This is a genomic window from uncultured Agrobacterium sp., from assembly GCA_913777615.1.
Classification (GTDB): domain Bacteria; phylum Pseudomonadota; class Alphaproteobacteria; order Rhizobiales; family Rhizobiaceae; genus Agrobacterium.
Window position 1 is genome coordinate 148,561 of the sequence record CAJYTK010000022.1, and the last position, 16,690, is coordinate 165,250.

Sequence of the window (16,690 nt, forward strand, 5' to 3'; positions counted from 1 at the left end):
AATGATTTTTGCGCACCAATTAAATAGAAAAATGCGAGAAACCGGCGCGCGCAGGTCCTCAATGCGGACATTCAAGCCCTATCGCGGCTTTCGCCAACCGCCGCGCAGGCTGAAATTCAGCATGTTGCGAAGTGCCTTGGTGGCTTCGAGGCTGAGCGCCTTGCGATTGTCGCCCTTGGCAAAGGGGATCGCCTCCCCGAAGGTGACGTCAACCTCGATCGCCCCGGCCTTTACGAGACCCGCCAGTGACGGCAGCAAGCCAATACTGCCCGGCCAGGCGGCAACCGGTCTGTGGTAACGTCCCATCGCCATGCCCTGGATACCGGTATAGGCAATAGCCACCGGCTGCACATGAACGAGGTTGCTCGGCACCTGGTCGGCGGCACTGGATGCTGCACCGAACAACGAGGACTTGATTGGTAAAAGCCGATTACCATCCGATGTCGTGCCTTCGGGAAAGAGCACGATGATCTCACCGCCCGCAAGCCTTTCGGCGATCTCGTTCACCTGCACGCCTGCGCTGCGTTTCTGTTCGCGAGTGACGAAGACGGTTTTCTGCAGGCGCGCCAGCTTGCCAAAAATCGGCCAGTCGCGCACTTCGGTCTTGGCGATGAAGGCGACATCCGCAACGCTGCCCAGCACCAGGATGTCCTTCCAGGACACGTGATTGGCGATCAGGAGCAAAGGTCTTTCGGTCTCGAGGGCGCCGTGGACATGGACCTTGATGCCGATCGATCGACAGGCGAACCGATGCCATATGCGCGGTATCCGGCGGCGGATCGGTAAGTCTAGCCAGAGCCCGAGCAATTGCAGGGGCAACAGCGCCACGGTGACAATGGAAAGAACGAAAACCGCATAGGCAATCCGAAGCCACGTCATCGCCGCCTCCGCTTCGTGGCCATGGATCGTCGCCTCAACGCTCTTCCGGTTTCAGCGGAACGCCGTAGAGTTCGAGACGGTGATCGACGAGCTTGAACCCATGCTCGCGGGCGATCTTTTCCTGCAAGGCTTCGATTTCGGCAGAACGGAACTCGATCACCACGCCGTTCTTCAGGTCGATCAGATGATCGTGATGCTCTTCAGGCACGGTCTCGTAGCGCGAACGGCCATCGCGGAAATCGTGGCGCTCGATAATGCCTGCGTCTTCAAACAGCTTGACGGTGCGATAGACGGTAGAGATCGAAATCTTCGGATCGACCGCGGATGAGCGGCGATACAGCTCCTCCACATCCGGATGGTCTTCCGACTCCTGAAGAACGCGGGCAATGACCCGTCGCTGGTCGGTCATGCGCATGCCGCGCTCCGCACAGATGTCTTCAAGGGTTTTCGAAAGGTCTACCACGATAATCAGGCCTTTGGATGCGTCGTTGGTCCGCCATACTGGCGGCAGAGAGTTTCAATGTCACCGGAACTATCGAAGATCGCGCCGCATGACAAGCGCTGTGGATTTCGTCCCATCCTTGGCCGTGTAATAGGCTTTGCGTTCCGCGACCGTCTTGAAGCCAAGCTTGCGGTAAAGATGCACGGCAGGCCCGTTGGCGCCATCCACCTCAAGAAACATGGTTTCGGCACCGCGCATCAGCGCTTCGCGCATGGCAGCCTGCATCAAGCGCCATCCAAGCCCGGCACCGGCAAACTTGTCGCCGACGGCCACGGTCAGAATTTCAGCTTCCCCGCACGCCTCACGAGACAGGACGAAGCCGCCAAGCGGCTGGCTGAAAAACGCGTTGGTCTGGCGCGCGACCGCGCCGAAGACGCTTTTCTGCGATAGGAGACTGGAAAACTCGCTCTCGCTCCATGCCTGAGGAAAACGGGACGTGTGAAGCTCGGCAACGTCAGCGCAATCGTTATGCGCCATCGGCACGATCTCAAAAAAGGGTTTCCAGCTCAGATAGTCGTCGAACATTGCAGGGAATCATCCGCCTTGAATGCAAGATGGCTACAGCATCAGCCAGCAAATCGAAATCGATTTTCGACGGGGAATAATGGCAGTCTGTCAGGCTGGTGAGAGCCGCTCCAGCGCAAATCCCGATTGCGGTCGGGCGTCGGGGCCACGTAGGTAGAGCGGTGCGGGCTTCGGCTGATGGGCGGGCTTCGTCGCAGCGACACGCGCCACGATGGCGATCGGAAAGTGGTCTGGACCCGATCCGGTTTCCTCTCCGGCAAAGAGAGGTGCTGCGGAGCCCACGATCGCACCGTCAAAACCGGCAAGCGTTTCCCTTGCATCGTCGAGAGACACCAGTGCGGCCTCCGTCAGAGGCGCGCCATCGGCTGCGAAGATCTGGAGATAGCATTCGCCACGCTTGGCATCGAGACCGACCGCGACAGGCCGCCCTGGATGCTGCTGCAGGTAATCGGCAGCAAGCGTCTCGAGCGTCGTGATGCCCAACGCCTCGACACCAAGCGAGAGTGCAAAGCCGCGTGCGGCCGCGACACCCACTCGAATGCCGGTGAAAGAACCGGGGCCGATGGTGACAGCCAGACGCTCCACAGCGTTGAGCGCCAGACCAGCTTTGGAAAGCGCACCATCGATAATGCCCATCAGCAATTCGGCATGGCCCTTGCCGATGTTGTCCGTTACTTCGCCCAGGACAACATCGTTTTCGCTATCGTAAACACAGGCCGAGCAATCCACTCCGGATGTATCGATGGACAAAATGATCATCTGAAAAGCAGGACCTTATGCATGTACTCAGAGCGAACGATCAGCGAGACCAACGACGCTTGTCGAGATGCCGCATATGAATTGAGGCGCGGTCACGCGCCTCGCCTAACCATCGATATATGGGTTCAGCCGTCTATCAGACAGCCTCAACCTCTTGCACTTCCGGCACGAAATGGCGGAGCAGATTCTGCACGCCGTGCTTCAGCGTCGCCGTGGAGGACGGGCAGCCGGAGCATGCACCCTTCATGTTGAGGAACACGGTGCCATCACGAAAACCACGGAAGGTAATATCTCCACCATCCTGCGCCACGGCTGGACGGACGCGGGTTTCGAGAAGTTCCTTGATGGTGGCCACGATGGTTTCATCGCCTTCCTCGAAGAACTCTTCCTCCTCGTCGGAAATCTCGGCATGGATAGCCGTGCCCATCAGCGCGCGACCAGACATAAAGTGTTCCATGATCGAGCCGAGGATTGCGGGCTTCAGGTGCTGCCATTCGGCACCATCCTTCGTCACGGTGATGAAATCGAAGCCGTAATAGACGCCGGTCACGCCGGGGATTTCAAACAGCGTAGCCGCAAGCGGAGAGGATTGCGCCTGTTCGGCGCTCAGGAACTCCGCAGTGCCGCTTTCCAGAACCACCTTGCCGGGTAAGAACTTCAGCGTCGACGGGTTTGGCGTGGATTCCGTTTGAATGAACATTTCGATCTCCTTCGAGGCAAGGCCTCGGATCGGGGCATCATAGCCCCGTAATTTAGAATGTTTCCAAAATATGCCGGACGAAGAGCGACTTCAAGCCCTGACATGACAATCCCGTTCAAGAAATCTCCGAGGCTGTTCTACACCCGTTTTAATCAAAGCCGAACTGGATTCTTGCGAGGACAGCGAGAGGACTGGCGGCGATAGTCAGAGGGTCATCAGCAGAGAGCGTCGATTTCCTCATCGGTCAGCGTATCCGGAAGGACCGTGACGGGAATGGGAAAGGCTGCGCCACGCCCCGCGATTGAAGAGACGAGCGGGCCTGGTCCATCCTTGGTGGAGCCGGCAGCCAGAACCAGAATGGCGATATCGCGGTCTTCTTCGATCAGTCCGTGGATCTGATCGGCTGCATTGCCTTCGCGGATCACCGCCTCAGGCTCTATGCCGACCGTCTCGCGCACACGTTGCGCCACCTTTGCCAGAGACGCTTCGGCTTCTTCACGGGCTTCGGCGCGCATGATCTGTTCGACGCCCAGCCACTGCTGGAAGTCCCCCTCGGGAATGACGTAAAGGAGCACGAGAGCGCCGTTGGAGTTCTTGGCGCGACGACCGGCATAATGCACGGCTCTTTCGCATTCCGGGGTGCCATCGATGACAACCAAAAATTTTCGCCGATGCCCTTCCAGGCGCGACAGCCGTTTTGAAACCATTCAGCACTCCCTATTTCCGCCGTGGTATGACGCTTCACCCGCCGGTTCGGGCGGAGCTTATCGCATCAAGACGCAAAGCGGAATCGATTTTCCAAGAGGGTCGATGCAGGGAGGCGAAACCTCAGCATCAAGAGAAAGCTTCTCGCCGCGTGACGAGAAGCATCCAAAGATCAGCGCAGGAAGCCAATGATGTCGCGGACTTCGTCCATCGTTTTCTGAGCGATGGCGCCAGCGCGCTCGCCGCCATCTTTCAGGATCGCATCGATATGGCTGACATCGTCGAGGAGGCGGCGCATCTCGCTGTTGATCGGCGCAAGCACGTTGACCGCGAGATCAACGAGGGCCGGCTTGAAAGCCGAGAACTGCTGGCCGCCGAATTCGGCAAGCACGTCCGCCTTGGTCTTGTCGGAGAGCGCTGCGTAAATTCCGACGAGGTTCTCTGCCTCGGCGCGGCCCTTCAGGCCTTCGACTTCGCTTGGCAGCGCGTCGGGATCGGTCTTTGCCTTTTTGATCTTCTTGGAGATCGCATCGACATCGTCCATCAGGTTGATGCGCGACAGGTCGGACGGATCGGACTTCGACATCTTCTTTGTGCCGTCCTTCAGGGACATGACGCGGGGTGCCGGACCACCGATCAGTGGCTCCACCATCGGAAAATAGGCATGGACAGGTTCGTCGCCGACGGTGGTGTCGAGGCCGAGACCTGCCTTGCGGATATGATCACCGAAATCGATGTTGAATTTCTGGGCGATGTCGCGGGCAAGTTCCAGATGCTGCTTCTGGTCGTCGCCGACCGGTACGTGGGTGGCGCGGTAGACAAGAATATCCGCCGCCATCAGGCTTGGATAGGCCAGCAGTCCCAGCGAGACCTGCTCGGCATTCTTGCCGGACTTGTCCTTGAACTGGGTCATGCGCTCCATCCAGCCGATGCGCGCCACGCAGTTGAATACCCAGGCAAGCTCGGCGTGCTGCGGTACAGCCGACTGGTTGAAGACGATGTGCTTGACCGGATCAATGCCTGCCGCGATGAAGGCGGCAGCAATTGAGCGTGTCTGCGCCTTCAGGTCGGAATGGACGAGCTGCGCTGTAATCGCATGCATATCGACGACGCAGTAGATGCAGTCATTGTCTTCCTGCAGGGCGACGAATTTGCGGATAGCACCGAGATAATTGCCGAGGTGGAGATTACCGGTCGGCTGGACCCCGGAGAAAACCAGCGGCTTGAATGCGTTCATGATCGTCCTCGAAAAGGCTTGTGGAGGGCCTTGCCCCGCGCTGTTATGTGGCCCGCGCTTATGCACCCGGAACCCGTTGCAATCAAGCGGTTTCAGCGGCTGGCTGCAGCAGATCCCATTTGTTGCCGTAGAGGTCTTCGAAAACGGCAACCGTGCCGTAAATCTCGTGGCGGGGCTGTTCCAGAAAGCAAATACCGTTGTCTTTCATCCGGCGAAAATCGGCGTTGAAATCATCCGTATAAAGGAAGAAGCCAACGCGCCCGCCCGTTTGATTACCAATAGTGACGGTCTGCTCTTTGCCATCGGCCTGGGCCAGCAGCAGACCGGTTGCAGCTTGGCCTTTAGGTCTGACGACAAGCCAGCGTTTGCCGTCCGGCAGCGACTGATCGGACAGGCACTCGAAACCGAGGCTGCCGCAATAAAACGCCTTTGCGCGATCGTAATCGTCAACAACAAGCGAGACGAGCGCAATGTGTCGTAGAGACGTAAAGCCGGACGTCATGTATCTGCCTCGGCCTTTACATCCGACTTGACCTTGCCCTTGCGCTTCAGACCGCGTTTCACCATGCCGAGATTTGCACCGCCGGAGGCAAAGGCCACGCCGAAATAGATGATCATGGCACCGAAGACGAGCGCGAGCAGCGTCCCTGCCCTAACCGCAAGATTGGAAGCGGACGACAGCTCATAGGAGAAGTAAGATAGCGCATAGTGAATAGCGAGCGCCATAAGCCCTGCCGCCAGAATGAGCCGTGGAATGCGCAGAAGAAGCGGCATGTCGAGCGTCCAGTGGCCGCGCCACATCAGCATGCCGAAGAGCAGTGCGGCATTGACCCAGCCGGCAGTAATTTCCGCCGTAGCAATTCCCGGACCGCCGTAGATGGGGAAGAGCGTCAAGGCCAGCGAGACATTCACCACTACGGAAATGGCAGCGAAAATCATAGGAGTTCGCGTATCTTCGCGGGCGAAGAAGCCGGGAATGAAGGCCTTGATCAGCACGAAGGCCGGCAGACCAAGACCATAGATGCCAAGGATTTGCGAAACCGTGATTGTGGCCGAGGGCTGGAAGTTGCCGCGCTCATACAAAAAGCGGACGATTGGCTCTGCCATCACGAGCAACGCGGCTGCCGCAGGCAGGGTCAGGAACAGAACGAATTCGACCGAGCGGTTCTGCAGATTGGCCGCTTCCGCCGCTTGGCCGCCGCGTAGCGCGCGCGCCAATTCAGGCAACAGGACGGTTGCCACTGCAATCCCCACGACGCCGAGCGGCAACTGATAGATGCGATCGGCATAGGCAAGCGACGAGATCACGCCATTGCCGCCGGAGGCGATGTTGGTGTTGATCAAAAGATTGATCTGAGTGATCCCGCCGGTGATTGCCGCAGGGAGCGCCAGAATCAGCAGACGCTTGACGTTGCTCGTCAGTTTTGGACGGCGAAAGCCGATGCGAATTCCGGCATGACGTACAGCCACCCAGACGATGGCAAGCTGAACGAAACCTGCGGCCATCACACCCCAGGACAGTGCGTAGCCGACCTGCAACGGATCGTAATTTTTCCACCACGCGAGCGCCAGCACCCCGATCAGGATGACGTTGAGAAAGACGGGCGCAATGGCGGCGGCGAAATAGCGATGCAGCGAATTGAGCATTCCGCCCATCATTGCCGCCAGTGACATGCAGGCGAGATAGGGGAACATGATGGTGGCGAGACGCACCGTATTCTCAAACTTCGTGGGATCTTCCACGAAGCCCGGCGCGATCACGGTGCGCACCAGAAATGGCATGGAGAGCTCCATGATGATGGTGAGCGCCATCAAAACCGTGAACAGAACCCCAAAGACCTCTTCGGAGAAACGGCGCGCTCCCTCCATGCCATGGGCTTCGATTTCCTTGGCAAAAAGCGGCACGAAGGCGGAGTTGAAGGCCCCTTCGGCAAAGAGGCGACGAAATGTATTGGGAAAACGGAAGGCTGCATTGAAAGCATCCGCCACCGGTCCCGTTCCCACAGCCGCCGCCATTAGCATTTCACGGATGAAGCCGAACAGGCGGCTCCCGAGCGTCGCGCTACCGACGGTGGCGAATTTGCCGATCAGACTCATTTTATGTTCAAACCTTTGCGGTTCGGGCTGCAGGAAGTGCTGCCACATCGGGATGCGCGATGATGCCGGATGGCATGCGGTCGCGTAACTCGTCTTCCTGCTCGGCCATGACGGCTTTCAGCCGCAGCGCGATGTTGGATTGGCGGTTTTCGGTCATCACCTTCTGGCCGAAGAGATCAGTGACGTAAAAGGTATCAATGACTTTTTCGCCGAAGGTGGTAATGCGTGCCGAGGTGATGTCGAGCGACAGATCCGCCAGCACCGCCGTCATATCTGCAAGCAGGCCCGGGCGGTCAAGGCATTCCACCTCGATGACGGTGAACTTGTTGGAAAGCCCGTTGGAGATGGTGACGGATGGCGGGATGTTGAAAGTCTTGCTCTTCTTGCGGCTCTTGGTGCGCGTCGCAATGATTTCCGGAAGCCGCTTCTTGCCAGCCAGAACCTCTTCGATCAGCTTGCCGATATTATTGGCGCGGCGAGTTTCATCCTCGTCGATAGGGAACTCGCGGTTGATCAGGATGGTGTCGAGTGCGCGGCCATCCGATGTGGTAAAGATCTGCGCATCGGCGATATTGGCGCCGGCGGCCGAACATGCACCGGTGATGATTGACAGCAGCCGCGGATGGTCGGGCGCCAGGACGGTGATCTCGGTGATGGCGTGAAAGGAATGGGTGCGGGCCATCGTGGCCAACGCTTTTTCCTGCTTGTCCGCCTCGCGCAGGAAGCGGGTGTGGCGGATCTGGTCTTCGAGCGCGACCGAGAGCAGATAAGCATCGTAATGCAGGTTGATGTATTTGCGCCGTGCTTTCTGACCCCAGTCGTCCAGTGCATCGTAAAGGCGCTGACGGGCGACCTTCGCACGCTCCTTGCGTGAGCTTTCCGAAAAGCCGCCGGAGAGAAGAAGCTCGGTTTCGTAGTACAGCGTACGCAGCAACTGCCCCTTCCAGCCATTCCAGACATCCGGCCCGACGGCGCGAATATCGCAAACGGTCAGAATCAAGAGCATCTTCAACCGCTCCATCGACTGCACCTTGTCGGCAAAATCGGTGATCGTCTTGCGGTCGTGCAGATCGCGGGTCTGCGCCACCATCGACATCAGGAGGTGCTGCTCGATCAGCCACATGACCGTTTCGGTCTGCTTGGTGGAGAGGCGGAAGCGCTGGCAGAGCTTACGCGCAACGCGCGCGCCGGCAATCGAGTGATCCTCCTGCCTGCCTTTCGCCACGTCGTGGAGAAGGACAGCCACATAGAGAGCGTCGCGATCCTCGATGCCTGGCATCAACTGATTGACGAGCGGGTGGGTATCGATCGCCTGACCCTTCTCGATCTCGGAGAGAACGGCCACCGAGCGGATCAGATGCTCATCGACCGTATAGTGGTGATACATGTTGAACTGCATCATCGCGACGATCTTGCCAAACTCGGGAATGAACTTGCCAAGAACGCCAGCCTCGTTCATCCGCCGCAGCGTCAGCGCGGGATCGCGCTTCGAGGTGAGGATCGCAAGAAACAGCCTATTGGCTTCCTCATTCTCGCGAAGCTCGTGATTGATGAGACCGAGCGAGCGGGTGACGACACGAAGGGCATCCGGGTGTAGCTCGAGATTGTTGATATCGGCCACATGGAAGAGCCGGATCAGGCTGACCGGATCGTTGCGGAAGACATCGGCATTGGCAAGCGCAATGCGGCCGCGATCTTCGACGAACTCGGTGGAGCCAGGAATCTTGCGAAGCCGATGGGCAAAACGGCTGAGGACTCCGGAGAGGCCTGGAACGTCCTTCGCCTGACGATCCTCAAGCGCGGCGCAGAGAATGCGTGTCAGGTCGCCGACATCCTTGGCCACGAGGAAGTAATGCTTCATGAAGCGTTCGACCGCCGATAGGCCGGGTCGTGGCTGATAGTGCAAGGCAGCTGCGATTTCGCGCTGGATGTCGAAGGACAGACGCTCCTCTGCCTTGCCAGTGATGAAATGCATCTGGCAGCGCACCGCCCAGAGAAAATCATCGGCCTTTTCGAACAGCTTCAGTTCGCTTCTGGACAGAACGCCGAGCTTTACGAGTTCCGCCGTATCGCGCACATGGTAGTAATACTTGGCGATCCAGAACAGTGTGTGCAGGTCGCGAAGACCGCCTTTACCTTCCTTCACATTTGGTTCGACCAGATAGCGCGTGTCGCCTGCCTTGCGGTGGCGCTGGTCGCGCTCGGCAAGCTTGGCGGCGATGAATTCTGGGCCGCTACTGGTAACGACCTCGGTTTCGAAGCGTCGCTCCAGCTCGTCGCCGAGAGACTTCTTTCCGCAGATCGGACGCATTTCGAGGATGGCGGTACGGATCGTCATATCCGCCTTGGACAGTTTGATGCACTCGTCCACAGTACGGGTGGCGTGACCGACCTTGAACCCCACATCCCAGAGAATGTAGAGAATGAACTCGATCGCCTTGTGCATATCCGGCGTGTTCTTCAGCGGCAGCAAGAACAGGAGGTCGATGTCCGAGCCCGGCGCCAGCGTTCCGCGTCCATAACCACCGACAGCGGTAATTGCGATGTGGGGCGCATCCTTTGGATAAACATATTGGCAGGCCAGATCGTACAGCACCTCGATCAAACGATCCTGGAGCCAGGAAATGCGCCGCGCGCAGTCGATGCCGCCGCCTTCAGAATCCAACAGATCACGCGCTCTCTGCCGCCCATCATTGCTCGCCTTTTTGAAGATCGGCAGAAGATCGGAACGCACATCGGAAACGCGCTTTCCATCGCCTTGAAAGACGAGGTCGCATTCGTGCTTGAGTGGTGCGACATCCAGTATCGCGGAGAAATCCAAATCCTTAGAGGCCATTGAGGCGGTATCCATTCCATGCGTCTTGCGCTGCTGGCACAGCGCTATAGCGATTTTTAGGCCGAATGGACAGGCACTCTACGCGTCAAGCATTGCCAAGTTGTTTCTTGAGCGCATAGAGCGCGTCCAGTGCCTCGCGTGGTGTCATCTCATCGGGGTTGAGCGCTTTCAACGCCTCATCCACCTGGGAGTTGCCACCTGCCCGCGCCGCTTCGCGCCTGACCGCCACCTGAAAAAGCGGCAGATCGTCGATCAACTGGCTCGCCGGGTTCTTGCGATCGGCATCTTCAAGCTGATTTAGAACTTCTCGCGCGCGCTCCACCACAGCGGAAGGGAGACCTGCAAGCTTCGCCACCTGAATGCCATAGGAGCGATCTGCGGCCCCTGGTCCGACCTCATGCAGAAAGATAACATCGCTTTCCCATTCGCGCACTTTCATCGTCACGTTGGAAAGACGTCCGAGCTTTTCGGAGAGTACCGTCAACTCATGGAAGTGGGTGGCGAAAAGACCGCGGCAGCGGTTGACCTCATGCAGATGCTCAACCGTTGCCCAAGCAATCGAGAGACCATCGAAGGTCGCGGTGCCGCGTCCGATCTCATCGAGAATGACAAGCGAACGTTCGGTTGCCTGATTAAGGATCGCCGCCGTCTCGACCATTTCCACCATGAAGGTGGAGCGGCCACGGGCAAGATCGTCGGAAGCGCCGACGCGCGAGAACAAGCGGTCGACAATGCCGATATGGGCGGCTTCCGCCGGCACGAAGGAGCCGATCTGGGCGAGGATGGCGATCAGCGCATTCTGGCGCAGGAAGGTGGACTTACCACCCATGTTCGGGCCGGTCAGCATCCAGATCGCGCCATTGCGATTGCCGTCGGTGGCAGAGAGATCGCAGTTGTTCGCGATGAAAGGACCGCTCGACTGTCGGCGCAGCGCCTGCTCCACAACCGGATGACGCCCACCGCGGATCGCAAACGTCATGGAGCTATCGACCACCGGGCGGCAATAGGCCTGCTCGGAGGCTAGATGCGCGAGGCTTGTCGCGACATCGATGGCCGCAAGCGCCAGTGCGCCCGCCTTGATGACTTCGGCCTCAGCCACGACCGCCTGCACCATCCGATCGAAAGCCTGCAATTCCATGGTCAGTGCCTGGGCGGCGGCATTGGCGATACGGCTTTCCAGATCGGCAAGCTCAGTCGTCGTGAAGCGCATGGCGCCCGCCATTGTCTGGCGATGAATGAAGCGGGCCTTGGCCTCGTCGCTGCCCATCATCACGTCCGCATTGCCAGCCGTGACCTCTATGAAGTAGCCGAGCACATTATTATGCTTGATCTTCAGCGACTTGATGCCGGTCTCTTCTGCATATTGCAGTTGCAGCCCGGCAATCACCCGGCGCGACTGGTCGCGCAATGCACGCACCTCGTCAAGCTCGGCATTCGACCCTTCACGGACGAAGCCACCATCGCGCTTCAGAAGTGGCAGATCGTCCGCCAACATCTCCGACAGCATGGCTTCGAGCGCAGAAGGCAATGCTTTCAGATCGGCGAGCGCCTCGGCCAACTCATTCGGCAACAGCCCCTGGTCGAGCAATTGCCCGACGATGGCCGCAGCGGCCAGTCCTTGGCGGATGGCGCCAAGATCACGCGGTCCACCACGCTCGAGCGCCAGGCGTGACAGCGCACGCGGCATGTCCGCCACCTGTTTCAGCGCGTCGCGCAAGCCATCGCTCAAGGACACATCGTCGATCAGATACGCGACCGCATCGAGACGAGCGTTGATCCTGTCGGGATCGGTCAGCGGCGACATCAACCTTTCGGCCAGTAACCGCGCTCCACCGCCGGTGACCGTGCGGTTGATGGCCTGAAGCAGCGATCCGTCCCGCTCTCCGGCAAGCGTCCTGGTCAGCTCCAAGTTTGCGCGGGTGGCAGGATCGATGAACAGCGTCGAGGCAGAGCTTTCCCGTTCCGGCGCACCGAGCGGCGGACGTTCGGCAATCTGGGTCTTCTCCACATAGGCCACGGCGGCGGCGGCGGCGGCCAGTTCCACGCGAGAGAACGCGCCGAAGCCATCCAGCGTCGAAACGTTGAAGTAGCGGGCGATGCGCCCCTCTGCGGTCGCGCTATCGAAGAGGACGGCAGGCTGCGGGACGGCCACGCGACCCAGCATGTCGAAGGTCGGGCGCAGTTCCTCATCGTGAAACAGGCTGTCCGCCACGATCAGCTCACGCGGATCGATGCGCCATATATCGGCAAGCAGACGTGTCAGCGTGGTTTCCGCCAGCCGGAAAACGCCGGTGGAAATATCAATCCAGGCAAGCGCGAATTGCGCTTCCGAACTGCCGCGGATGCGGGCAAGCGCCATAAGATAGTTGGATTCAGTCGGCGAGAGCAGCTTTTCCTCGGTCAGGGTACCGGGGGTCACGAGTCGCACGACATCGCGTTTGACGACGGATTTCGACCCGCGCTTCTTGGCTTCTGCAGGATCTTCCACCTGCTCGCAGACGGCAACGCGATAACCGCGCATGATGAGCTTTTGAAGATAGTCGTCCGCCGCATGAACCGGCACGCCGCACATGGCGATATCCTGGCCCATATGCTGGCCACGCTTGGTTAGCGTGATCCCGAGCGCCCTCGACGCTTCCACCGCATCTTCGAAGAACAGTTCGTAGAAATCGCCCATGCGATAGAAAAGCAGCGAACCGGGGTTATTCGCCTTGATCTCGATATACTGCTCCATCATCGGCGTTGCCGATGCGCGGCTTTCTTCGGAAATGAGCGAGGCGGTGGAATGGACGTCCGTCAATGGCTTGATCGTATCTGCTTGAGGCTCAAGAAAACAAAGCCGGAGACTACCGGTGCGATCCCTCAAGGACAACACGCACAACGACGAACCCACAGGAAGCTTGACAGTCTGCGCAAGAACCACCGTCAATCGACGGCAAGGTTCGGACGGCATCAGCCGTTAAAGCGCTCGGCATCCCCGCCATAGTAGGTGATGTAGCGACCGGCTATCGACGACACCGGCAGAATGACCAGGACGTCGGTGGTATTGAAAGCCTGATCGACCACAGCTCCTGTGCCGAACATGGCACCAAGGCGCATATAGCCCTTGATCAGCGGCGGCATGGCATTCAGCGCCCGGCGCGGATTGATGGCTTCGAGCGGCATCATGTCCATCTCGCGATAGAGTTCCGGCAACGCTTCAGCGCGCCAGTCGTCCTTGGCACCGCAGGTGTGATGCAGGAAGGAGAGCGCCAGCGCATGGGCTTCCGGCTGGATGCCGGGGAAGGATGCACAGCCGATCATCGCATCCATGCGATGACGAACGGCATAGGCCCAGTTGCCCTGCCACAGGAGCTCGACAGTTCTCTTCGTGCGGTATTCCGGCAGGACGCAGGAGCGGCCGAGCTCCATAAAGCGCTTGCCCGGATGGCGCGCAATCAGGCCTTCGATATTGAACTCGCTCGCCGAATAAAAACCCTTGTTTGCCTGCGCCGTCTCTTGCCTCAGCAGGCGATATGTCCCGACGATCTGATCTTCGGGATCCCCTTCGATAGCGTTGTCGAGAACAAGAAGATGGTCGCAAACGGCATCGAAGGCATCGATATCGCGTCCTCGGCGCATCGCCTCTGCCGGAAGCCTCGCACCCATTTCATCGACGAAGACGCGGAAGCGGACCTGCTGGGCCGCGTCAATCTCGCGTTCGTTTCTGGCAAGGCGCGTTTCGAGGGAGCCGATACGGCCAAAAACATCGGTCTCTCGCATTTCGGCAGCCGGCAAAACAGCGCCGCCCAAGCTCTTGCCAATGATGCTGCGTTCCAGAACTTCCGAGACCATGGAGAATCGCCCCGCCACCGTTTGATCTTGGCGTCATAAATCACTTCTTGACGACAAAACAGTGACAGTTAGCCGCGTAAGTGACGTAGCGTAAGTTAAATTTTGCCGCGCACTGTCTCAGGAGGTGCGTTAAGTCTTCTTTCTCGCTGACTTTGCATGGAGCAATTCGTCGAGAATGACGCAGCCCGCACCGATGGTGATGAAGGAATCGGCTAGGTTGAAGACGGCAAACGACCATGTGTCGGTGTGGAAGAGAATGTAGTCCACCACATGCCCGTAGAGAAAACGGTCGAAGATGTTTCCAGCAGCACCCGCGATGATCAGCGCAAAGCCGAGATGGGCGAAGGTGCGCTCACCATCGGTCTTGCGCCAGAGCCAAATGACGAAGGCGACAATCAGGAGCCGCATGGTGACGATGGCCCAGCCCTCCATGCCAGACAACATGGAAAAGGCCACGCCGAGATTATAGGTGCGGTAAAGCGCCAGAAACGGAATGACCGGCACCATCTCCTGCAAAGGGAGATATTTTTCCACCAGAAGCTTGATCACCTGATCAGCAATCACCGCCAGAAGAATAAAAGCGATGGCGGGAGCGGGTCTGGAGAAGAGAGCGGGCTTAGCCATTACTTTACCGTCGCAAGTTCGAGAAGATGACGGCGCGCTTCAAACAGCATGACTGCGCTTGCGATCGCCAGATTGAGAGAGTCGGCGCGGCCCTGTTGCGGGATGCGGGCAAGCTGGTCGGCCTGAGAGGAAAGCTCCGGCGGAAGGCCCGACTGCTCGTTGCCCATGAGGAGCACGACCGGCTTCCGCTTGTAATCGATCGTGCGGTAGTCCACCGAGCCGGCAAGATGGGTTGCGACGACACTGACACCAGCACCCTTTCGCCAGCTCAGGAACTCGTCGACCGAAGCGCGCGCCACTGGCATGGCGAAGACTGAACCCATGGTGGCACGCACGGTTTCGAGGGAGAAGGGATCGGTACACTCGCCGACAAGGATCACGCCCGAGGCACCGGCTGCATCCGCCGTGCGGATGATCGTGCCGAGATTGCCGGGGTCGCGCACCCGGTCGAGCGCGACATAAGTTTCGCCCGCAGCCGGTCTGATGTCTCGAAGAGGCTTCCATTTCTGGTCGAATATGCCGACGACCATCTGCGGATTATCGCGACGGGTGATGGACGAGATGACTTTCTCGCTGACTTCAAGCACGAGACCGCCCGACGCCACCGTCTTGACCGCGGTCTGCTCGACCAGCGGCTTGCCCTTGGCGGCCTTGGCATAGACCAGCGTGCGGATCGTCCAGCCAAGCTCCAGCGCATCGATGACGAGCTTCAGCCCTTCCGCCATGAAGGTACCGCTTTCTTCGCGGCCTTTTTTCTGGGTAAGGTTCTTGATGTCCTTGATGATGGGGTTGGCAAGGCTGGTGACTTCCTTGACCTGCCCCACCCTGCGTGGGCCGTTTTCATGGCGGTCGTTCATTTCGGCACCCAACGGCTGAAGAGAGAGGTTGAAAGCACGCGGCCCGGCGTCTTCCCATCGAGACCCGCTTCGCGGATCACCAGTTCGCCTGAGGCCACTTCGCCGCCTGCACCGCGCATGGTTTCGCGCATCAACTCATGCATGGAATAGAAGCTGGCGCGAATGGAATAGGCGGTCAGCACGAAGCCGAGCGCCTTGGGCGACAGGATCTCGCGGCAGACATCCAGCATTAGCGGCAGGTGATCGTAGAGATCCCAGATCTCGCCATGGGTTCCGCGGCCAAACTTCGGTGGATCGGTAAGGACGATGTCGTAGCTGTTGCCACGACGCTCCTCGCGCAAGATAAATTTCATGGCGTCTTCGCAGATCCAGCGGATCGGCGCGTTTTCAAGCCCAGCAAGCCTCTGGTTTTCGCGCGCCCAGCCAATCGCCTTCTTCGACGCGTCCACATGGGTGACTTCCGCTCCCGCGGAAGCCGCGACAAGCGAGGCGACACCGGTGTACCCGAACAGGTTCAGAACCTTGAGCGGGCGGTCGGCCTTCTCGATGGTCTGCTTCAGCCATTCCCAATGAACGATCTGTTCCGGGAAAACACCAACATGGCGAAACGCGGTGAAGCGGCCAAGAAAATCAACGCCGAGCAGAGAGAGCGGCCATGTCTCGCCAAGCGCCTGTTTGGGAAAACGCCAACGGCCACTGCCTTCTTCATCCGTATCGCCGGTAAAGATCGCATCGGCATTGTCCCACACGCGCTCCGCCAAGCTTGGGCGCCAGAGCGCCTGCGCTTCGGGGCGAACGACTCGGTACTCGCCATATTGTTCGAGCTTCAGGCCGTTGCCGCTGTCGATCAGGTGAAAGTCACCGGCGCCGAGCGATTCGAGGATGACCGGCACCTGTTCTGTCGGAAGTGTCCCGGAACGCTCCTTCAACGGGCGTGGAGGGGTTGCTTCGACGGCTGGAGCGGAGGCTTGCACCTTTTCCTTTTGGGCGGTGGCAGCGGGGCGAACGTAATCTGGAGCGCGTGCGCGCGCAGCGTCCTTCTGGCGAGGCGGCTTGCTGCCGAGCTTGCCTGAGCGATTGTCCTGTCCGGCGCGCGGTTTTGCGCCCTGGCGGTTGTCTTTCTTCTTCAACGACG

At 59.1% G+C, this 16,690-nt stretch carries 15 protein-coding genes; all 15 read right to left on the minus strand.

Going from position 1 to position 16,690, the window contains the following annotated elements:
* Positions 1-78: 78 nt before the first annotated feature.
* Entirely contained in the window at positions 79-879 is an 801-nt protein-coding gene (locus tag QZ862_RS20210; RefSeq protein WP_296040768.1) for a lysophospholipid acyltransferase family protein, read from the minus strand.
* Positions 880-913: 34 nt separating this feature from the next.
* Positions 914-1,342 (minus strand): Fur family transcriptional regulator, encoded by a 429-nt coding sequence (locus tag QZ862_RS20215; RefSeq protein ID WP_296017649.1) that lies wholly within the window; start codon positions 1,340-1,342, stop codon positions 914-916.
* Between the two features lie 69 nt (positions 1,343-1,411).
* The gene (locus tag QZ862_RS20220; RefSeq protein ID WP_296101542.1) at positions 1,412-1,906 is read right to left on the minus strand and encodes an N-acetyltransferase; all 495 of its coding nucleotides are present in this window, start codon (positions 1,904-1,906) and stop codon (positions 1,412-1,414) included.
* Between the two features lie 90 nt (positions 1,907-1,996).
* Positions 1,997-2,665 carry a tRNA (adenosine(37)-N6)-threonylcarbamoyltransferase complex dimerization subunit type 1 TsaB gene (gene tsaB, locus QZ862_RS20225; protein WP_296101543.1) on the minus strand — a complete coding sequence of 223 codons (669 nt, stop codon included), beginning with the start codon at positions 2,663-2,665 and terminating at the stop codon, positions 1,997-1,999.
* A 136-nt stretch (positions 2,666-2,801) separates the two neighbouring features.
* Positions 2,802-3,365, minus strand: coding sequence for a NifU family protein (locus QZ862_RS20230; protein ID WP_296101544.1), 564 nt, complete (start codon positions 3,363-3,365; stop codon positions 2,802-2,804).
* A 215-nt stretch (positions 3,366-3,580) separates the two neighbouring features.
* Positions 3,581-4,072, minus strand: a complete 492-nt coding sequence (locus QZ862_RS20235; RefSeq protein ID WP_296101545.1) for a universal stress protein — start codon at positions 4,070-4,072, stop codon at positions 3,581-3,583.
* Positions 4,073-4,242: 170 nt separating this feature from the next.
* Positions 4,243-5,307, minus strand: coding sequence for a tryptophan--tRNA ligase (trpS, locus tag QZ862_RS20240; RefSeq protein WP_296101546.1), 1,065 nt, complete (start codon positions 5,305-5,307; stop codon positions 4,243-4,245).
* A gap of 82 nt (positions 5,308-5,389) precedes the next feature.
* Positions 5,390-5,809 (minus strand): VOC family protein, encoded by a 420-nt coding sequence (locus QZ862_RS20245; protein ID WP_296017663.1) that lies wholly within the window; start codon positions 5,807-5,809, stop codon positions 5,390-5,392.
* The gene (gene murJ, locus QZ862_RS20250; RefSeq protein WP_296101547.1) at positions 5,806-7,404 is read right to left on the minus strand and encodes a murein biosynthesis integral membrane protein MurJ; all 1,599 of its coding nucleotides are present in this window, start codon (positions 7,402-7,404) and stop codon (positions 5,806-5,808) included. The genes QZ862_RS20245 and murJ overlap by 4 nt, the downstream gene beginning before the upstream one ends.
* A gap of 7 nt (positions 7,405-7,411) precedes the next feature.
* Positions 7,412-10,240, minus strand: a complete 2,829-nt coding sequence (locus QZ862_RS20255; RefSeq protein WP_296101663.1) for a [protein-PII] uridylyltransferase — start codon at positions 10,238-10,240, stop codon at positions 7,412-7,414.
* 85 nt (positions 10,241-10,325) lie between these two features.
* Positions 10,326-13,040, minus strand: coding sequence for a DNA mismatch repair protein MutS (gene mutS, locus QZ862_RS20260; RefSeq protein ID WP_363315957.1), 2,715 nt, complete (start codon positions 13,038-13,040; stop codon positions 10,326-10,328).
* A 152-nt stretch (positions 13,041-13,192) separates the two neighbouring features.
* Positions 13,193-14,002 carry a GNAT family N-acetyltransferase gene (locus QZ862_RS20265; RefSeq protein WP_296101666.1) on the minus strand — a complete coding sequence of 270 codons (810 nt, stop codon included), beginning with the start codon at positions 14,000-14,002 and terminating at the stop codon, positions 13,193-13,195.
* A gap of 201 nt (positions 14,003-14,203) precedes the next feature.
* A complete protein-coding gene (lspA, locus tag QZ862_RS20270) occupies positions 14,204-14,698 on the minus strand; it encodes a signal peptidase II (protein WP_296017670.1) in 495 nt (164 codons plus the stop codon).
* The gene (locus tag QZ862_RS20275; protein ID WP_296101548.1) at positions 14,698-15,555 is read right to left on the minus strand and encodes an RNA methyltransferase; all 858 of its coding nucleotides are present in this window, start codon (positions 15,553-15,555) and stop codon (positions 14,698-14,700) included. Before QZ862_RS20275 ends, lspA begins: the two co-directional genes overlap by 1 nt.
* Entirely contained in the window at positions 15,552-16,685 is a 1,134-nt protein-coding gene (locus tag QZ862_RS20280) for a class I SAM-dependent rRNA methyltransferase (RefSeq protein ID WP_296101549.1), read from the minus strand. Before QZ862_RS20280 ends, QZ862_RS20275 begins: the two co-directional genes overlap by 4 nt.
* Positions 16,686-16,690 lie beyond the last annotated feature (5 nt).

Coding starts and splice junctions, on each gene's coding strand:
- QZ862_RS20220 (WP_296101542.1), bottom strand. CDS start 1,906: ATGTTCGACGACTATCTGAGCTGGAAACCCTTTTTTGAGATCGTGCCG.
- QZ862_RS20275 (WP_296101548.1), bottom strand. CDS start 15,555: ATGAACGACCGCCATGAAAACGGCCCACGCAGGGTGGGGCAGGTCAAG.
- QZ862_RS20255 (WP_296101663.1), bottom strand. CDS start 10,240: ATGGCCTCTAAGGATTTGGATTTCTCCGCGATACTGGATGTCGCACCA.
- tsaB (WP_296101543.1), bottom strand. CDS start 2,665: ATGATCATTTTGTCCATCGATACATCCGGAGTGGATTGCTCGGCCTGT.
- lspA (WP_296017670.1), bottom strand. CDS start 14,698: ATGGCTAAGCCCGCTCTCTTCTCCAGACCCGCTCCCGCCATCGCTTTT.
- QZ862_RS20235 (WP_296101545.1), bottom strand. CDS start 4,072: ATGGTTTCAAAACGGCTGTCGCGCCTGGAAGGGCATCGGCGAAAATTT.
- murJ (WP_296101547.1), bottom strand. CDS start 7,404: ATGAGTCTGATCGGCAAATTCGCCACCGTCGGTAGCGCGACGCTCGGG.
- QZ862_RS20210 (WP_296040768.1), bottom strand. CDS start 879: ATGACGTGGCTTCGGATTGCCTATGCGGTTTTCGTTCTTTCCATTGTC.
- QZ862_RS20245 (WP_296017663.1), bottom strand. CDS start 5,809: ATGACGTCCGGCTTTACGTCTCTACGACACATTGCGCTCGTCTCGCTT.
- QZ862_RS20265 (WP_296101666.1), bottom strand. CDS start 14,002: ATGCGAGAGACCGATGTTTTTGGCCGTATCGGCTCCCTCGAAACGCGC.
- QZ862_RS20230 (WP_296101544.1), bottom strand. CDS start 3,365: ATGTTCATTCAAACGGAATCCACGCCAAACCCGTCGACGCTGAAGTTC.
- trpS (WP_296101546.1), bottom strand. CDS start 5,307: ATGAACGCATTCAAGCCGCTGGTTTTCTCCGGGGTCCAGCCGACCGGT.